Origin of the sequence: Tranquillimonas rosea (genome assembly GCF_900111315.1) — a bacterium.
In the GTDB taxonomy this organism is placed as follows: Bacteria; Pseudomonadota; Alphaproteobacteria; order Rhodobacterales; family Rhodobacteraceae; genus Tranquillimonas; species Tranquillimonas rosea.
In genome coordinates this window covers 60,621-77,150 of sequence record NZ_FOGU01000014.1, presented here as the reverse complement: position 1 = coordinate 77,150, position 16,530 = coordinate 60,621, and the positions used below count along the sequence as shown (strand labels likewise).

Annotated in this window: 11 protein-coding genes and 2 pseudogenes; 5 read left to right on the top strand and 8 right to left on the bottom strand. The window is 66.8% G+C overall.

What is annotated here, in order from left to right; all coding sequences use genetic code 11:
• From glyA to BMZ25_RS18220, 7 genes and pseudogenes are all read right to left on the bottom strand, one after another.
• Positions 1-444 (bottom strand): annotated as a pseudogene (gene glyA / locus BMZ25_RS18255) (serine hydroxymethyltransferase); the annotation flags it as partial.
• A 74-nt stretch (positions 445-518) separates the two neighbouring features.
• Positions 519-1,511, bottom strand: a complete 993-nt coding sequence (locus BMZ25_RS18250; protein WP_092696090.1) for an adenosine kinase — start codon at positions 1,509-1,511, stop codon at positions 519-521.
• Between the two features lie 9 nt (positions 1,512-1,520).
• Positions 1,521-2,933 (bottom strand): adenosylhomocysteinase, encoded by a 1,413-nt coding sequence (ahcY, locus tag BMZ25_RS18245; protein ID WP_408033446.1) that lies wholly within the window; start codon positions 2,931-2,933, stop codon positions 1,521-1,523.
• A 45-nt stretch (positions 2,934-2,978) separates the two neighbouring features.
• The gene (gene metK / locus BMZ25_RS18240) at positions 2,979-4,163 is read right to left on the bottom strand and encodes a methionine adenosyltransferase (RefSeq protein ID WP_092696089.1); all 1,185 of its coding nucleotides are present in this window, start codon (positions 4,161-4,163) and stop codon (positions 2,979-2,981) included.
• Between the two features lie 45 nt (positions 4,164-4,208).
• Positions 4,209-7,924: pseudogene (gene metH, locus BMZ25_RS18235) on the bottom strand (methionine synthase).
• A 9-nt stretch (positions 7,925-7,933) separates the two neighbouring features.
• Positions 7,934-8,812, bottom strand: coding sequence for a methylenetetrahydrofolate reductase [NAD(P)H] (gene metF / locus BMZ25_RS18225; RefSeq protein ID WP_092696086.1), 879 nt, complete (start codon positions 8,810-8,812; stop codon positions 7,934-7,936).
• 79 nt (positions 8,813-8,891) lie between these two features.
• The gene (locus BMZ25_RS18220; protein WP_092696085.1) at positions 8,892-10,577 is read right to left on the bottom strand and encodes a glycine/sarcosine N-methyltransferase; all 1,686 of its coding nucleotides are present in this window, start codon (positions 10,575-10,577) and stop codon (positions 8,892-8,894) included.
• A gap of 669 nt (positions 10,578-11,246) precedes the next feature.
• Between BMZ25_RS18220 and BMZ25_RS18215 the strand changes: the two genes are divergently transcribed.
• From BMZ25_RS18215 to BMZ25_RS18200, 4 genes are all read left to right on the top strand, one after another.
• Positions 11,247-11,651 carry a PaaI family thioesterase gene (locus tag BMZ25_RS18215; RefSeq protein WP_092696084.1) on the top strand — a complete coding sequence of 135 codons (405 nt, stop codon included), beginning with the start codon at positions 11,247-11,249 and terminating at the stop codon, positions 11,649-11,651.
• Positions 11,652-11,716: 65 nt separating this feature from the next.
• On the top strand, positions 11,717-12,928 hold the full coding sequence (locus BMZ25_RS18210) for an acyl-CoA dehydrogenase (protein ID WP_092696083.1): 1,212 nt from the start codon (positions 11,717-11,719) through the stop codon (positions 12,926-12,928).
• 127 nt (positions 12,929-13,055) lie between these two features.
• Complete coding sequence (locus BMZ25_RS18205) at positions 13,056-13,595, top strand: sigma-70 family RNA polymerase sigma factor (protein WP_092696082.1); 540 nt, start codon at positions 13,056-13,058, stop codon at positions 13,593-13,595.
• A complete protein-coding gene (locus BMZ25_RS18200) occupies positions 13,592-14,293 on the top strand; it encodes an anti-sigma factor (RefSeq protein WP_092696081.1) in 702 nt (233 codons plus the stop codon). Before BMZ25_RS18205 ends, BMZ25_RS18200 begins: the two co-directional genes overlap by 4 nt.
• Before the next feature lie 4 nt (positions 14,294-14,297).
• Here the strand turns inward: BMZ25_RS18200 and gdhA are convergent, their stop codons facing one another.
• On the bottom strand, positions 14,298-15,644 hold the full coding sequence (gene gdhA / locus BMZ25_RS18195; protein ID WP_092696080.1) for an NADP-specific glutamate dehydrogenase: 1,347 nt from the start codon (positions 15,642-15,644) through the stop codon (positions 14,298-14,300).
• A gap of 189 nt (positions 15,645-15,833) precedes the next feature.
• On the opposite strand from gdhA, the gene BMZ25_RS18190 reads away from it, so the two are divergent.
• On the top strand, positions 15,834-16,487 hold the full coding sequence (locus BMZ25_RS18190; protein ID WP_092696079.1) for a protein-L-isoaspartate O-methyltransferase family protein: 654 nt from the start codon (positions 15,834-15,836) through the stop codon (positions 16,485-16,487).
• Positions 16,488-16,530 lie beyond the last annotated feature (43 nt).

The following is a 16,530-nucleotide window of genomic DNA, read 5'->3' as shown; positions in this document are numbered from 1 at the left end:
GTTGAACCACTTGCCCGACTGGTTCGGCTTGGCGCCGTGGGTCAGGTGGCCACCGGCGTCGAGGCTCATCCCGAGGATCGTGTCGCCGGGCTTGAGCAGCGCGGTGAACACGCCCTGGTTGGCCTGGCTGCCGCTGTTGGGCTGGACGTTGGCGAACTCGGTGCCGAACAGCTGCTTGGCGCGGTCGATCGCCAGGGTCTCGGCGATGTCGACGAACTGGCAGCCGCCGTAGTAGCGCCGGCCGGGATAGCCCTCGGCGTACTTGTTCGTCATCACGCCGCCCTGCGCCTCCATCACGGCGGCCGAGACGATGTTCTCGGAGGCGATCAGCTCGATCTCGTCGCGCTGGCGGCCGAGCTCCTTCTGCATCGCCGCGTAAATCTCGGGGTCGCGGCTCTCGAGCCGCTCGGTGAAGAAACCGGTGTCGCGGTGCGGGGCGTTCATCGGGGCGTCTCCTCGGAAAATCTCTGGCAGGAGGGATCGCGGGCCGGTCAGGGCCGGCCCGCGACAGAAGGTCTTCAGGCGGCGGGCAGGGCGATCGCCCGTGCCGCGGCACCGTCACGGGCGCCGTAATGGCCCAGCACGCGCGCCGCAAGTTCGGCGCCCATGCGGCCGGCGTCCTGCACCGGCTTGCCCAGGACGAGACCGCCGAGGAAACCGCTGGCATAGGCGTCGCCAGCGCCGGTGGAATCGACCACCTTCGAGATCGGTTCGGCCTGAACCCGGTGCCGGCCGGTGGAATCGGCCACCAGCGAGCCCTTCTCGTGCTCGGTGAGCGCGACGATGCCGACCCGCTCGAGCGCCCAGTCCATCGCGGCCTCGGTGTCGTCGGTGCCGGACAGCGCGCCGATCTCGGTATGGTTGCCGATCAGGATGTCCGCGTGGTCGTTGATGAAGCCCATCATCGCCTCGCGGTTGCGCTCCACACAGCCCGGATCGGACGGCGTCAGCGCCACCTTGGCACCGGTCTTCTTGGCTTCTTCGGCCGCCTTGGCGATCACCGCGGGGCCGTGGGGGGCGTCCCAGAGGTAGCCCTCGACGAAGAGGATGCCGCAGCCGGTGATGTGGTCGGGCGAGATGTCGCCCGGCTCGAGCGTCACGGCGGCCCCGAGGAAGGTGCTCATCGTGCGCTCGCCGTCGGGTGTCACCAGCACGACGCAGCGGCCGGTGCCGGTCTCGCCCTGCGGCGCGGCGGCGACGGGGGCCGAGATGCCCAGGCCGCGCATCTCTTCGGTGAAGGTCGCGCCCAGGTCATCCTCGGCGATCTTGCCGAGATAGGTGCCTTTGACGCCCAGGTCGGCCAGGTGCGCGATCGAGTTCGCCACCGAGCCGCCCGACTGGCGGACGCCGGGCCCGACCTCGGAAAACAGCGCGTGTGCGGCCTCGGCATCCACAAGGTGCATGCCGCCGGGGGTCAGCTTGTGGCGCGTGATGACCTCGGCTTCCACCGGGGCCACCACGTCCACGAGCGCATTCCCGAGGCCGACGATATGAGGTGTCGTCTCGTTCATGCCTGCTCCTTAGTAGCGGTAATGTTCGGGCTTGAACGGCCCTTCGGCCGTCACGCCGATGTAGTCCGCCTGGTCCTTGCGCAGCTCGGTGAGCTTGACGCCGATGCGGCCCAGGTGAAGACGCGCGACCTTCTCGTCGAGGTGCTTCGGCAGGACGTAGACCTTGTTCTCGTACTGGTCGCCCTTGGTCCACAGCTCGATCTGGGCCAGCGTCTGGTTGGTGAACGACGCCGACATCACGAACGAGGGGTGGCCGGTGGCGTTGCCGAGGTTCAGCAGACGGCCTTCCGACAGGAGGATGATGCGATTGCCCGAGGGCATCTCGATCATGTCCACCTGGTCCTTGATGTTGGTCCACTTGTGGTTCTTCAGGTTGGCGACCTGAATCTCGTTGTCGAAGTGGCCGATGTTGCCGACGATGGCCATGTCCTTCATCTCGCGCATGTGCTCGATGCGGATCACGTCCTTGTTGCCGGTGGTGGTGATGAAGATGTCCGCCTGATCGATGACCTCCTCGAGGGTGACCACCTCGAAGCCGTCCATTGCCGCCTGCAGCGCGCAGATCGGGTCGACCTCGGTCACCTTGACGCGGGCGCCGGCGCCGGCCAGCGAAGCGGCCGAGCCCTTGCCGACGTCGCCATAGCCGCAGACCACGGCAACCTTGCCGGCCATCATGGTGTCGGTCGCACGGCGGATACCGTCGACGAGCGATTCCTTGCAGCCGTACTTGTTGTCGAACTTCGACTTGGTGACGCTGTCGTTGACGTTGATGGCGGGGAAGGGCAGCTGGCCCTGCTCCATCAGCTGGTACAGGCGGTGGACGCCGGTGGTCGTCTCTTCGGAGACGCCGTACAGCTTGTCACGCTGCTTGGTGAACCAGCCGGGGCTCTCGGCCATCCGCTTCTTGATCTGGGCGAAGAGCGCCTCTTCCTCTTCCGAGGTCGGGGCGGCGATCAGCTCGTCTTCGCCGTTCTCGACCCGCGCGCCGACGAGGATGTACATCGTCGCGTCGCCGCCGTCGTCGAGGATCAGGTTCGCGCCGTCCTCGAACTGGAAGATGCGGTCGCAATAGTCCCAGTAGTCGACCAGGCTCTCGCCCTTGATCGCGAAGACGGGGGTGCCGCCCTCGGCGATCACGGCCGCGGCGTGGTCCTGGGTCGAGAAGATGTTGCACGAGGCCCAGCGGACGTCGGCACCGAGGGCGACGAGCGTCTCGATCAGGCAGGCCGTCTGGATCGTCATGTGCAGCGACCCGGCGATGCGCGCGCCCTTGAGCGGCTTGCTCTCGCCGTATTCCTCGCGCAGGGCCATCAGGCCCGGCATCTCGGTTTCCGCGATGTCGAGCTCGCGGCGGCCATAGGCCGCCAGCGAGATGTCCTTGATCGCGTAGTCGCCCGCGGTGGGCATGTCAGGTTTGTTCATGTCGTGTCATCCTTTCCTATGTCGGGATGGCGTTCTTGTTCTCTCTCACTCCGCGGCGCGGGTGGCGCCGAAGGTGCGGGCCAGCTCGTCGGCAAGGTCGGTACGCTCCCACGAGAAGCCGCCGTCCTCGGTCGCCTGCCGGCCGAAGTGGCCGTAGGCCGCGGTGCGGGTGTAGATCGGACGCAGCAGGTCCAGGTGCTCGCGGATACCGCGCGGCGTCAGGCGGACCATCTCGCGCAGCGTGGTCGCCAGCTTGGTCTCGTCGACCCGGCCGGTGCCCAGCGTGTCGACGTAGATCGCGACCGGTTCCGGCACGCCGATGGCGTAGGCCAGCTGGATCTGGCACTTGTCGGCCAGGCCGGCGGCGACGACGTTCTTTGCTAGGTAGCGCGCGGCGTAGGCGGCCGAACGGTCGACCTTCGTCGGGTCCTTGCCCGAGAACGCACCGCCGCCGTGCGGCGCGGCGCCGCCATAGGTGTCGACGATGATCTTGCGGCCGGTCAGGCCGGCGTCGCCGTCGGGGCCGCCAATGACGAACTGCCCGGTCGGGTTCACGATCAGACGGTCGGCCGGCAGCGTCCAGCCTTCGGGGAAGGCGCCCTTGATGTAGGGTTCGACCAGCTCGCGCACCTGCTCCTGGGTGACGTTCTCGCCGTGCTGGGTCGAGACGACCACGGTGTCGAGGCCGACCGGCTTGCCGTCACGGTATTGCAGCGTCACCTGGCTCTTGGCGTCGGGGCCGAACTCGGGGCGCTTGCCCGATTTCCGGTCCTCGGCCATGTGGCGCAGGATGCGGTGCGAGAACTGGATCGGGGCCGGCATCAGCTCTTCGGTCTCATTGCAGGCGTAGCCGAACATGATGCCCTGGTCGCCGGCACCTTCTTCGCCCTTTTCGCCCTCGTCGACGCCCATGGCGATGTCCGACGATTGCGCGTGCAGGCGGCAGACGATCTCGGCGGTCTTCCAGTGGAAGCCATCCTGCTCGTAGCCGATGTCCTTGATCGCGTTGCGCGCGATTTCCTCGACGTCCTTCAGCACCGAGTCGGGGCCGCGGACTTCGCCGGCGATGGTGACGTGGTCGGTGGTCGCGAGCGTTTCACAAGCCACGCGCGACATCGGGTCGGCGGCGAGGTAGGCGTCGAGGACGGCATCCGAAATCCGGTCGCAGACCTTGTCGGGGTGTCCCTCGGACACCGATTCACTAGTGAAGAGCCAGGTCTTGTCGCTCATCTCGTTCCTCTCTCTATTCGAGTCTCGGTTTTCAGACGCGCCCGTTCAGGCGATCTTCTTCTCGGGCTCAGGCAGGCCCGGGGTGTAGCCCAGGCTCGGTGCCAGCCACTTCTCCATTTCGGAGAGCTCCATGCCCTTCCGCGCGGCGTAGTCGGACACCTGGTCGGCGCCGAGGCGCCCGATGCCGAAATAGGCCGACCGCGGATGGGCGAAGTACATGCCGGAGACGGCAGCTGCCGGCCACATCGCGCAGGACTCGGTGAGTTCCAGCCCGGTGTGCTCGGTGGCCTCCAGCATCTTGAACAGCGTGCGCTTCTCGGTGTGGTCCGGACAGGCCGGATACCCCGGAGCGGGGCGGATGCCGCCGTACTGCTCGTGGATCAGTCCCTCGTTGTCGAACTGCTCGTCGGGCGCGTAGCCCCAGAGCGAGCGGCGCACGCGTTCGTGCAGGGCCTCGGCGAAGGCCTCGGCGATGCGGTCGCCGAGCGCCTGCACGAGGATCGAATCATAGTCGTTGCCGTCCTGCTTGAACCGGTCCGCGATCGCGTGGATCTCGGGTCCGGACGTGACGGCGAACCCGCCGACCCAGTCGTCCTTGCCCTTGGGCGCGATGAAGTCGGCGAGCGACATGTGCGGCTTGCCGCCGGACTTCTTGCCCTGCTGGCGCAGCTGGGGCATCCGCCAAGCGACCTTTTCGCGCGCCTCGCTGTCCCAGACGATAATATCGTCGCCTTCGCTGTTGGCGGGCCACAGACCGACGACGCCGCGCGGGGTGAACCAGTGCTCCTTCTCGATCTTATCGAGCATGGCCTGGGCATGATCGTAGAGCTCGCGCGCGGTCTCGCCCTTGGCGGGATCGTCGAGGATCGCGGGGAACTTGCCTTTCATCTCCCAGGTGTTGAAGAACGGCGTCCAGTCGATATAGCCGCGCAGCTTCGACACCGGCATGTCGTCGATGACGGTGAGGCCGGGTGTCTGCGGGGCGGTGGGCGTGTACTCGTCCCAGCCGCCGTCGAAGGCGTTGGCGCGGGCCTCCTCGATCGTGGTCGTTATGCGCGGGCCCTTGTCGATCTGGCCTTCGCGCATTTTCGCCTGCTCGTCGGCGATGCCGGCGAGGTAGTCGGGCTTGGCCTTTGCCGACAGCAGGCGCGAGACCACGCCGACCGCCTTCGAGGCGTCGTCGACATGGATCACGCCATGCTCGTATTCCGGCGCGACCTTGAGCGCGGTGTGCTTCTTCGAGGTCGTCGCGCCACCGATCAGCAGCGGGAGGTCGAAGTCCTGCCGCTTCATCTCGGAGGCGACCTCGACCATGCGGTCGAGCGACGGCGTGATGAGGCCGGAGAGGCCGATGATGTCGGCCTTCTCTTCCTTGGCCTTCGCCAGGATGTCCTCGGTGGGCACCATCACGCCAAGATCCACCACGTCGTAGTTGTTGCACTGTAGCACAACGCCGACGATATTCTTACCGATGTCGTGAACGTCGCCCTTAACGGTGGCCATCAGCACCTTGCCCTTGGCCGAGGTGTCGCCGGCGAGGCGCTTTTCTTCTTCCATGTAGGGCAGCAGGTGGCCGACCGCGGTCTTCATCACGCGGGCCGACTTCACGACCTGCGGCAGGAACATCTTGCCGTCGCCGAAAAGGTCGCCGACGACGTTCATGCCGTCCATCAACGGGCCCTCGATAACGTCGAGCGGCTTCTCCGCGCGCTGGCGGCATTCCTCGGTGTCTTCGATGACGTAGTCGGTGATCCCGTGGACCAGCGCGTGCTCGAGCCGCTTCTCGACCTCCTGCTCACGCCACTTGGGGTCTTCCTTCTTGGACGCCTCGCCCGAGCCCTTGTACTTGTCGGCGATCTCGAGAAGCCGGTCGGTCGCGTCGTCGCGACGGTTCAGCAGAACGTCCTCGACATGCTCGCGCAGTTCGTCGGGGATGTCGTCGTAGACCGTGATCTGACCGGCGTTGACGATGCCCATGTCCATGCCGCGCGGGATCGCGTGATACAGGAAGGCCGAGTGCATCGCCTCGCGCACGGCGTTGTTGCCGCGGAACGAGAACGAGACGTTCGACAGCCCGCCCGAGATGTGGGTGTGGGGCATTGCCTCCTTGATCATGCTGCACGCGTCGAAGAACGCATTGGCATAGTCGTTGTGCTCTTCGATGCCCGTGGCGACCGCGAAGATGTTCGGGTCGAAGATGATGTCCCACGGATCGAAGCCGGCCTTCTCGGTCAGCAGGTCATAGGAGCGCTTGCAGATCTCGAACTTGTGCTGCGCGGTCTCCGCCTGGCCGTTCTCGTCGAACGCCATGACGACGACTGCGGCGCCGTAGCGGCGGATCAGCCGGGCCTGTTCCAGGAACGGCTCCTCGCCTTCCTTCAGCGAGATCGAGTTCACGATCGAGCGGCCCTGGACGCATTTCAGACCGGCTTCGATAACTTCGAACTTCGAGCTGTCGATCATCACCGGCACGCGGCTGATGTCGGGCTCGGAGGCGATCAGGTTCATGAACGTCGTCATGGCGGCGGCGCTGTCCAGCAGGCCCTCGTCCATGTTGATGTCGATGATCTGCGCGCCGTTCTCGACCTGTTGACGGGCGACTTCCAGCGCGGCCGGATAGTCGTCGTTCATGATCAGTTTCTTGAACTTGGCCGAGCCGGTGACGTTCGTCCGCTCGCCAACGTTGATGAAATTGGAAATGCCGGTCATGCGGCGCTCCCTGCCTCGAAAAGTTCCAGTCCGCTCAGGCGCATACGCTCGACCTTGGCGGGAATCTTGCGCGGGGTCTTGCCCTCGACGGCCTTGGCGATGGCGCCGATGTGATCGGGGGTCGTGCCGCAGCAGCCGCCGACGATGTTGACCAGCCCGGATTCGGCCCATTCCTCGAGATGCGACGCGGTTTCCTCGGGCGTCTCGTCGTAGCCGCCCATCTCGTTCGGCAGACCCGCGTTCGGGTAGGCGCTGACGCGGGTGTCGGCCACCTCGGACAGCGTGCGCACGTGCTGGCGCATCTCGCCCGCGCCGAGCGCGCAGTTCAGCCCGATGGAGAACGGGCGGGCATGGCTCATCGAGGCCCAGAACGCCTCGGGCGTCTGGCCCGTCAGCGTGCGGCCCGAGCGGTCGGTGATCGTGCCCGAGATCATCAGCGGCGGCACCTCGATGCCTTCGTCGCGCAGCGAGTCGATCGCGAAGATGCAGGCCTTGGCGTTCAGCGTGTCGAAGATCGTCTCGATCAGGATCAGGTCGCACCCGGCCTCGATCAGCGCGCGCGCGGCCCCGCCATAGGCTTCGGCCAGGTCGTCGAATGTCACCGCGCGGTAGCCGGGGTCGTTCACGTCGGGGCTGATGCTGGCGGTGCGGTTCGTCGGGCCGATGCCGCCGGCGACCCAGCGGGGCCGCTCGGGCGTCGAGGCGGCGTCGGCCGCCTCGCGGGCCAGGCGCACGCTCTCGGTGTTCATCTCGCGCACCAACTCCTGCATCTCGTAGTCGGCCTGACTGATCGTGTTGGCACCGAACGTGTTGGTGCACAGGATGTCGGCGCCTGCTGCGAGGAACTCGGAATGGATGTCGCGGATCATGTCCGGCTGGGTCAGGCTGAGCAGTTCGCTGTTGCCGCCGACATCGGTGTGCCAGTCGGCGAACCGCTCGCCGCGATAGACGCCCTCGTCGGGCTTGTGCTGTTGGATCATCGTGCCCATCGCGCCGTCGAGCACGAGGATGCGCTCGGCGGCGTGGGCCGCGATGTCTGCGCTCTGAGTCATTGTGCCTCCTTAGGCCGCGTGGTCAGCGCGTATCTCTACCGGCAGTCCGAGCGAGCGGCAGATTGCCAGGCTCACCTCGGGCTTGTTGAGGGTATAGATATGAAATTCGCGGATACCGCCAGCCACCAGGCGACGGCATTGTTCGACGGCGACGCTGGTCGCGACCATCGAGCGAAGATCGGGCGTGTCGTCGAGCCCGGCGAACATCTCTTCCATCCAGTCGGGGATGCTGGCGCCGCAGCCGGCGGAGAAGCGCTTGAGGCTGGCGAAGTTGGCGACCGGCATGATGCCGGGAACGATCGGCGCCTCGATGCCCGCGGCGCGGGCGCGCTCGACGAACCGCAGGACGGTGTCGGTGTCGAATGCGAATTGCGTGATCGCCTTGTTGGCGCCAGCGTCGATCTTGCGCTTGAGGTGTTCGATGTCCGTCTCGGCGTTCTCCGCCTCGGGGTGAACCTCGGGATAGGCGGCAACCGAAATGTCGAAATCGGCGATCTTGCGCAGGCCGGCGGTCAGCTCGGCGGCATCGTGATAGCCGTCCTCGGCCAGCGTCTCGCCCTCGGGCAGGTCGCCGCGCAGGGCGACGATCTTGCGGATGCCCGCTTCCCACAGGCCGCGCGCCTGGGCATCGACCTCGTCGCGGCTCGCGCCGACGCAGGTCAGGTGATGGGCGACGGGGATGCCGGAGCGGTTCGCCACCATCTCGACGACGCGCGCGGTGCGGTCGCGGGTGGTGCCGCCGGCGCCATAGGTCACCGAGAAGTATTCCGGCCCGGCCTGGGTCAGCTTGTCGACGGTATGGCCGAGGTTCTGCATGCCCTTGTCGGTCTTGGGCGGAAACAGCTCGAATGAGATCGAGATGGGCTGATCGGGTGTGGTCCCGGTCATGCTGTATGCTCCGTTTGGAAAGGGGTCTGGCGTGCCGTGCGGGGTGGGGCGGACCGACCGGTCCGCCCGCGACCCGTTCTTATTGCGGCTTGCGGAAGTGATGGATGCCCCAGGACAGGTAGCCCTGATCGGCAGCCTTCACCCAGTTCTCCAGGCCGACGGCCATCTTGTCGAGGTACTCGGCCGACGAGCCGTTGGAGCGCAGCTTGTCGTAGTTGGCCAGCAGCTCTTCCCGGACGCGGGAATAGTGCGAGCGCAGCTGGTGCGTCATCACTTCCTGCTCGACCGTCTCGAAGCCGAGGTTCTCGGCCACTTCGCGGAAGAACCGCGGCGAGCCGAGGCTGTTCAGCTGAAGGCGATCGTAGACCGGCTGCAGCACGCCCTCGGGCACGTCGTCGGCCTGCATCGGGTCGGTGAAGATCAGGTGACCGCCCGGCTTCAGCACGCGGTAGGCTTCGGAGATGACCTTGTCACGCTCGTCCGAGTGCAGGAACGCATCCTGGCTCCAGACCACGTCGAAGCTTTCGTCGTCGGCCGGAACGTCCTCGAACACGCCGTGGCGCACGCTGATCTTGTCGCCCAGCTTGGCGGCACGGATCTTGCCGAGGTTATACTCGTTCTGGGTCTCGGAGATGTTCAGGCAGACGGCCTGTGTTCCGGTCTTCTTGACCAGCGTGCGCATCGCGCCGCCATAGCCCGCGCCCATGTCGAGCACCTTGCTGTCGCTCGACAGCTCGGGGAGCTTGTCGATCATCGCGTCGATGGTGCGGTCCGAGGCCGTGCGGATGTCCTTGGTCTCGTCGTAGAGGCCGATATGCAGATCCTCGCCGCCCCAGATCGTCGAGTAGAACGTGTCGGCGTCGTCACTGTCGTAATAGTCCTCGGTGACGTCGCGGATGTCGGCCTTGCCGTCGGTCCGCGTTCCACCCCAGCGCACGAGCTGCAGCGAGGACTTTTCGGCCACGTGGATGAAGAAGTCCGGCTCGTCGCCGCCGTAGGTCTCCTGGAAGTCGCCGTAGGTGCGCACGCGCTCGAAGCCACCTTCCTGCAGCAGCCGGCGCATGTAGTCCTTGCGGATCGGGCACATGTTGAGCGTGTATTCCGATCCGTCGGGGAAGGAGTACTTGAACCGGGCGAGGCCGTCGTCGACGTATTCCGGCTCGGCGGTGATGTTGTCGCCGCAATAGTAGAACTTGTGCTTGGACGAGTACCCGTGGTCGAGGATCGCGTCGTAGTTCCGCTGGTCCAGGATGAGGATGCCGTCATGCTTGAGCGCGGCGTAGAACTCGGCCAGCGCGCGGCGCCGGTCCTGCTCCTTGTGGAGGTGCGTGAACGAGTTGCCGAGGCAGATGATCGCGTCGTACTTGCCCGCGATGTCGCGGTTCAGCCAGCGCCAGTCGGCCTGTGCGGTCTTGAGGATCAGCCCGCGAGTCTGCGCGTTCTCGAACGCCTTGGCGACCATCGCGGCCGACCCGTCCGAGGCGGTCACGTCGAAGCCGGCTTCGGTCAGGCGGACGGAGTGGAAACCGGTGCCGCAGGCGACGTCCAAGACGCGTTCCTTGCCGCGGGCACGCAGGATGTCGATGAAGAATTGGCCTTCGCTCTGCGCGCGGCCCTCCCAATCGATCAGTTCGTCCCACTTGTCGACGAAGGAGGTGACGTATTCCTTGCGATAGTGGTCCGTCTGGCGATCGGCCAGCGGGTCGTCGCCGTAGACCTGCTCGGTCATCGTCAGCTCGGGGTTGGCAGCGTCAAGCTTGGTCATCGTGGGTCGTCGCTCCCTTCAGTGCATAGGGCTCACTCCGTCGGAGGCGCCGAATGGCGCAGCCCTGTTCGCCGGTAGACGGACCGCGTTGCGGCCCACCCGACATTGCTTTGATCAGTCGTGCCGCACTGCAGCGGCCGGTCGTCATGTGCGGTCCCGCGGTGCCGGGAGGCTCTGCTCCACGGCAAGAATTCGTTAGCGCTGCGTTGCTTCGCGAGGCTAACCAAATGGCGGGCCATGTCGTGTTGAGAGGGAGTATTCAAATTATCTACGACGTTTCAACTGCCAAAAGCGACATTCGTGTCGATAAATTTTGTTCGGGAACCGAGTAAAGCCGTTTGGGGTTGGCTCAAACGCCGCTAAAGTTGCCGCTACGGAAGTTAGTGCTGCGATGCAAAAGATGCGGATTGTCCCGGCGGAATCGCGCAAGTTGGCCTAAAAGTTGTGCAGATAACCTCACACGTGAATCGGAGACGACACGTCCGATTCACGTCTGGGACGAATCGTTCGGCGCATGTCGCGTTTCGACCAAGATGTCGTTTTCCGACGTTCGGCGGCGCTGGACTTTCCTTCCTCCATCCGCAAGCGTTCGCGGCGTTGCGACATGCCGCCCCCAGGAGGATCCGCCATGACCCGACAGACACCGTCCGTCCGAAAAGCGCCCCGCGCATGAGCCGGCCCGAGGGAGAGGCCGGCAGCCGCAGACTGATCGGCTACAACGTCGACCTGTCGGGCGGGGACGGGCGTGCGCGGTGCTGGCTCGATGTCGCCGAGGCCCACGCGAACAGGCGGGGAATCCTGCATGGCGGTATCGCGACCACGCTGCTCGACACCGCCATGGGGTCGACCGCCGGCCTCGTCCCCGGCGAGGCGCGCAGCACGCCCGTTTCGACCGTGTCGCTGACGATCCAGTTCCTTGCGCCCGGACGCGTCGGCACGCGCCTGACGGCGACCGGCAACGTCACCGGCGGCGGCCGGTCGCTCAAGTTCGTCGAGGGCGAACTGCGCGACGAGGAGGGCACGCTGATCGCCAGCGCGACGGGCGTGTTCAAGTCGATGACCCGCGACGCCTGATCGCGCCCCTCGGCATCGCCGCGCGCAGCGGTTATCCTGCGTCCGACATCTTAAGGGGGATCCCGATGAAAGACATGCCCGCCGGCCACGGCCCCGAACTCGGCACCTTCGACTGGGACGATCCCCTGCGGCTCGAGACCCAGCTGACCGAGGACGAGCGCATGCTGCGTGACGCCGCCCGCGATTTCGCCCAAGGCCAGCTTCAACCCGGCGTGACCGATGCCTACCGCGACGAGACGACCGACCCCGCGCTCTTCGCCCGGATGGGCGAGGCGGGCCTCTTGGGGGTCACCATCCCGGAGGAATACGGCGGCCTTGGCGCGGGCTACGTGACCTATGGCCTCGTGGCGCGCGAGATCGAGCGCGTGGATTCGGGCTATCGTTCGATGATGAGCGTGCAGTCCTCGCTGGTGATGTACCCGATCCACGCCTACGGCTCGGAAGAGCAGAAAAGGAAATACCTCCCCGGTCTCGCCAGTGGCGAGCTGATCGGCTGCTTCGGCCTGACCGAGCCCGACGCCGGCTCGGACCCTGCAGGGATGAAGACGGTCGCGAAGAAGCAGGGCGACAAATACGTGCTCTCCGGCTCCAAGACCTGGATCTCGAACGCGCCGATCGCCGACGTGTTCGTCGTCTGGGCCAGGTCCGAGGCTCATGACGGCAAGATTCGCGGCTTCGTGCTGGAAAAGGGGACGCCCGGCCTGACGGCGCCCAAGATCGGCGGCAAGCTGTCGCTGCGGGCGTCGATCACCGGCGAGATCGTGATGGAGGACGTCGAGGTCGGCGAAGAGGCGCTGCTGCCCGATGTCCAGGGGCTCAAGGGCCCGTTTGGCTGCCTCAACCGGGCGCGCTATGGCATTTCCTGGGGCACGATGGGCGCGGCCGAGGCGTGCTGGCATGCCGCGCGGCAATACGGGCTCGACCGCAAGCAGTTCGACCGTCCCATCGCCCAGACGCAGCTTTTCCAGAAAAAGCTCGCCGACATGCAGACCGAGATCGCGCTGGGGCTGCAGGGCGCGCTGCAACTCGGGCGGCTGATGGAGGCCGGGCAGGCGGCGCCAGAGATGATCTCGATGATGAAGCGGAACAATTGCGGCAAGGCGCTCGACATCGCGCGGATGGCCCGAGACATGCACGGGGGCAACGGCATCTCGGAAGAGTTCCAGGTGATCCGCCACATGATCAACCTCGAGACGGTGAACACCTACGAGGGCACCCACGACGTGCACGCACTGATTCTCGGTCGGGCGCAGACCGGGTTGCAGGCGTTCTTCTGACGCCCCGTGTCCCGACGAACCTGAAACCTTTTGCCCGCCCGGCGCCGTAGCACAGGCATCCGGGCGCGGCCGCTTGCCGCCGCGTGAGATTCGGTTACGTCGGCAGGAAAGGAACGAGGACGATCACGTGTCATCACCCCAGGACGAGCTTGCCGACCTGCTGTCCCGCTGTGCCCGGCAGGACCGGGCGGCGCTGCGCCGGCTGTTCGACTTGGAGGCCGGGCGGATGAAGGGGATCGCGATGCGTGTCCTCCACCGCGACGAGTTGGCCGAGGACGCGGTGCAGGAGGCCTTCCTGCAGGTCTGGCACAACGCCGCGCGCTATACCCCCGAACTCGGCTCGCCGCGCAGCTGGATGTATACGATCGCGCGCTTCCGGGCGATCGACATCCTGCGCAACCGGTCCCACGAGGAAGCGGTCGAGCCCGACAACCTCGACCACCTGCGCGAAGGCGCGGTCAGGGAGGCGGCCGATGGGCTCGATCCCGAGGGCCGGCTGAGAGTGTGTCTCGACACGCTGGAGCGGACGCAGCGCCATGTTCTGCTGCTGATCTACGTCACCGGGCTGACCCAGGCCGAGATCGCGGGCAAGCTCGGGCGGCCGCTGGGCACGGTGAAGACGTGGGTGCGGCGCAGCCTGCTGGCGCTGCGGGAGTGCCTGCAATGACGGCGCCCGCGGATCTTGCCGAACTCTACATCCTCGGCGCGCTCGATGACGATGCCCATGCCGAGGTCGAGGCCCGCATCGCCGCGCCCGCCGATGCCGAGGACCGCGCCCTGCGCGAAGCCGTGCGGGCCGCGCGCGAGCGGTTTCACGACCTGGACCGCAGCGCGCCCCAACTTCCCGTCGGCGCAGGGCTCTGGAGCCGGATCGAGGCTGCTCTCACGGGGCGGCCGCAGCCGGTCGGGGATGGAGCGAGGGGCGCCGCCGGCGTCGCGCGCGCCTGGCGTCCGACGGCCCTTGCGGCGATGGCGGCGACCGTGCTGCTCGCCGCCGGCCTGACGTGGCAAGTGCTCCAGGCGCGTCCGCCGCTGACGATGGCGATCCTACTGAACGACGACGGACAGTCCGTCGCCCTGGTCGAGACCTATCCCGACGACACGATCCGGGTGACGCCGCTGGCGCCGATCTCGCCCGACGGGCCGCAGGTGCTCGAGGTCTGGACCAAGCCGGATCCCGACGGGCCGCCGGTCTCTCTGGGCACGCTCGAGCGCGCCCGCCGCGCGCGCCTGACGGGCCCCGACCTGCCGTTGCCGGACATCGACCAGCTCTACGAGATCACGGTCGAACCCGCCGGCGGCTCGCCCACCGGACAGCCGACGGGCCCCGTGGTGGGCCTGGGCAACGCCAGCCGGACCTACTGAGGGCTCAGAACACCCAGAACGCATCCAGCGCGCGCGACACCCGCTGGAACGCGGCGAGGTTGGCGCAGGTGACATAGTCCATGTCGTCGGCATGCCCGTCGGCCACCTCGAGGCAGTCGTCGTGGATGCCGCGCATGATGTCGCGCAGTTGGCGGTCGACCTCGTCCCGGCTCCAGTAGAGACGCTGGGCGTTCTGGCTTTCCTCCAGCCCGCTGACCGCGACACCGCCCGCGTTCGACGCCTTGCCGGGGCCGCGCGGGATGCCGGCGTCGCGCAGCGTTTGAGCCGCGTCGGAGGTCAGCGGCATGTTCGCGCCCTCGCAGACCAGCCAGACGCCGTTGTCGGCAAGCGCCTTGGCCGCGTCGCCGTCCATCTCGTTCTGCGTCGCACAGGGCAGGGCGATGTCGCACTGCTCGCCCCACGGCGCGGCGCCGTCTCGATAGCTGCCGCCGGTTTCGTCCGCCAGCTCGGACAGCCGCGCGCCGTCGCCCTTGCGGGTCTTGACCGTCTCCAGAGTGTCGCGGTCCAGCCCGTCTTCGAACACCAGCGTGCCGCCGGAATCCGACAGGGTCACGACGGTCGCGCCCTCGTCCAGCGCCTTCTCTGCGGCGTAGAGCGCGACGTTGCCGCTGCCCGAGATCGCGACCCGCGCGTCCTCGATCGACCTGTCCAGCCGTTCGAGCATCAGCTCGGCGAAGTAGACGCAGCCATAGCCCGTCGCCTCTGTCCGCACGGCCGAGCCGCCGAAGGTGCTGCCCTTGCCGGTCAGCGCCCCGTGCCAGGTGTTCTTCAGCGTGAGGTAGCGGCCGAACATCAGGCTGATCTCGTCCATGCCGACGCCCATGTCGCCCGCGGGCACGTCCACGTCGGGGCCGATATGGCGATAGAGCTCGTCCATGAAGGCGTGGCAGAAGCGGCGCAGCTCGGCTTCGCTCGCCTCTTTCGGGTCGAAGTCCGCCCCGCCCTTGGCGCCGCCCATCGGCAGCCCTGTCAGGGTGTTCTTGAAAATCTGCTCGAAGCCCAGGAACTTTAGCACGCTCTGGTTCACGGAAGGGGCGAAGCGCAGGCCGCCCTTGTAGGGGCCCATCACCTGGCTGAACTGCACCCGCCAGCCGCGGTTGAACCGGACCGAGCCGTCGTCGGCCTCCCACGGGACGCGGAAGGAAACCGTGCGGTCCGGCTCGGTCAGCCGTTCCAGCACCTGCCGGCGGCGCATCCGGTCCTGCGTCACGTACCAGGGCATGACCGAGCGGGCGACGTCCTCGACCGCCTGCCGGAATTCGGGCTCGCCGGGATTGCGCGCGTCGTGCGCCTCCATGAACTCGGTGAGGGCGGCATCGGTATCGGTCATGGGCAGGGGCCTTTCGTGTCGTCGAACGCTGCGAGAAAGCCTCAGCACCCGGCCAAGGTTCCGGCGGCGCCGCGATTTCATGGACACAGCCTCCCGCAATATGATCGCCGCAGTGCCGCGGCGCTGTTGCCCGGTCGTCGCCTTTGTGGCAGATGACAGACAAGCCTAGGAAACGGACGCCCGCTTACCATGCCAGATTACCCAGCCCGGCGCCGGCAGATGGTCGACACCCAGGTGCGCCCCGCCGACGTCAGCAAGTTCCCGATCATCGACGCGCTTCTCCACGTGGAGCGCGAGCGTTTCGTGCCGGATTCGTGGCGCGATGCCTGCTACGTCGGCGAGAACGTCGAACTCGGGAACAACCGCGTCATCTTCGAACCGCGCACGCTGGCCAAGATGCTCGAGGCGCTCGACGTGCAGCCGAACGAACTGGTGCTGAACGTGGGCGCCGCCTACGGATACACCGCCGCGGTGCTGGCCCGTCTGGGCGAGGCCGTCGTCGCCCTGGAAGAGGACGAGGCGCTCGCCAAGGACGCCGAGACCGCGCTGGGCGAGGCCGGCGTCGACAGTGCCGCCGTTGTCACCAACCCGCTGGTCGAGGGCTGCCCCAAGCTTGGCCCGTTCGACAAGATCCTGGTCGAGGGCGGGGTCGGCACGCTGCCCGAAGCGCTGATCGACCAGCTGGCCGAGGGCGGCCGGATCACGGTGCTGTTCATGGAAAAGCGGCTCGGCATCTGCAAGATCGGCTACAAGATCGACGGCGAAATGACCTGGCGGCAGATCTTCAATGCGGGGGCCCCGGTCATTCCGGGCTTCGAGACGAAAAGTACCTTCGCGCTGTAACGCGGGCGTTCGACAGAAGACGCCGCTGGAAGAGAGGAAGAGC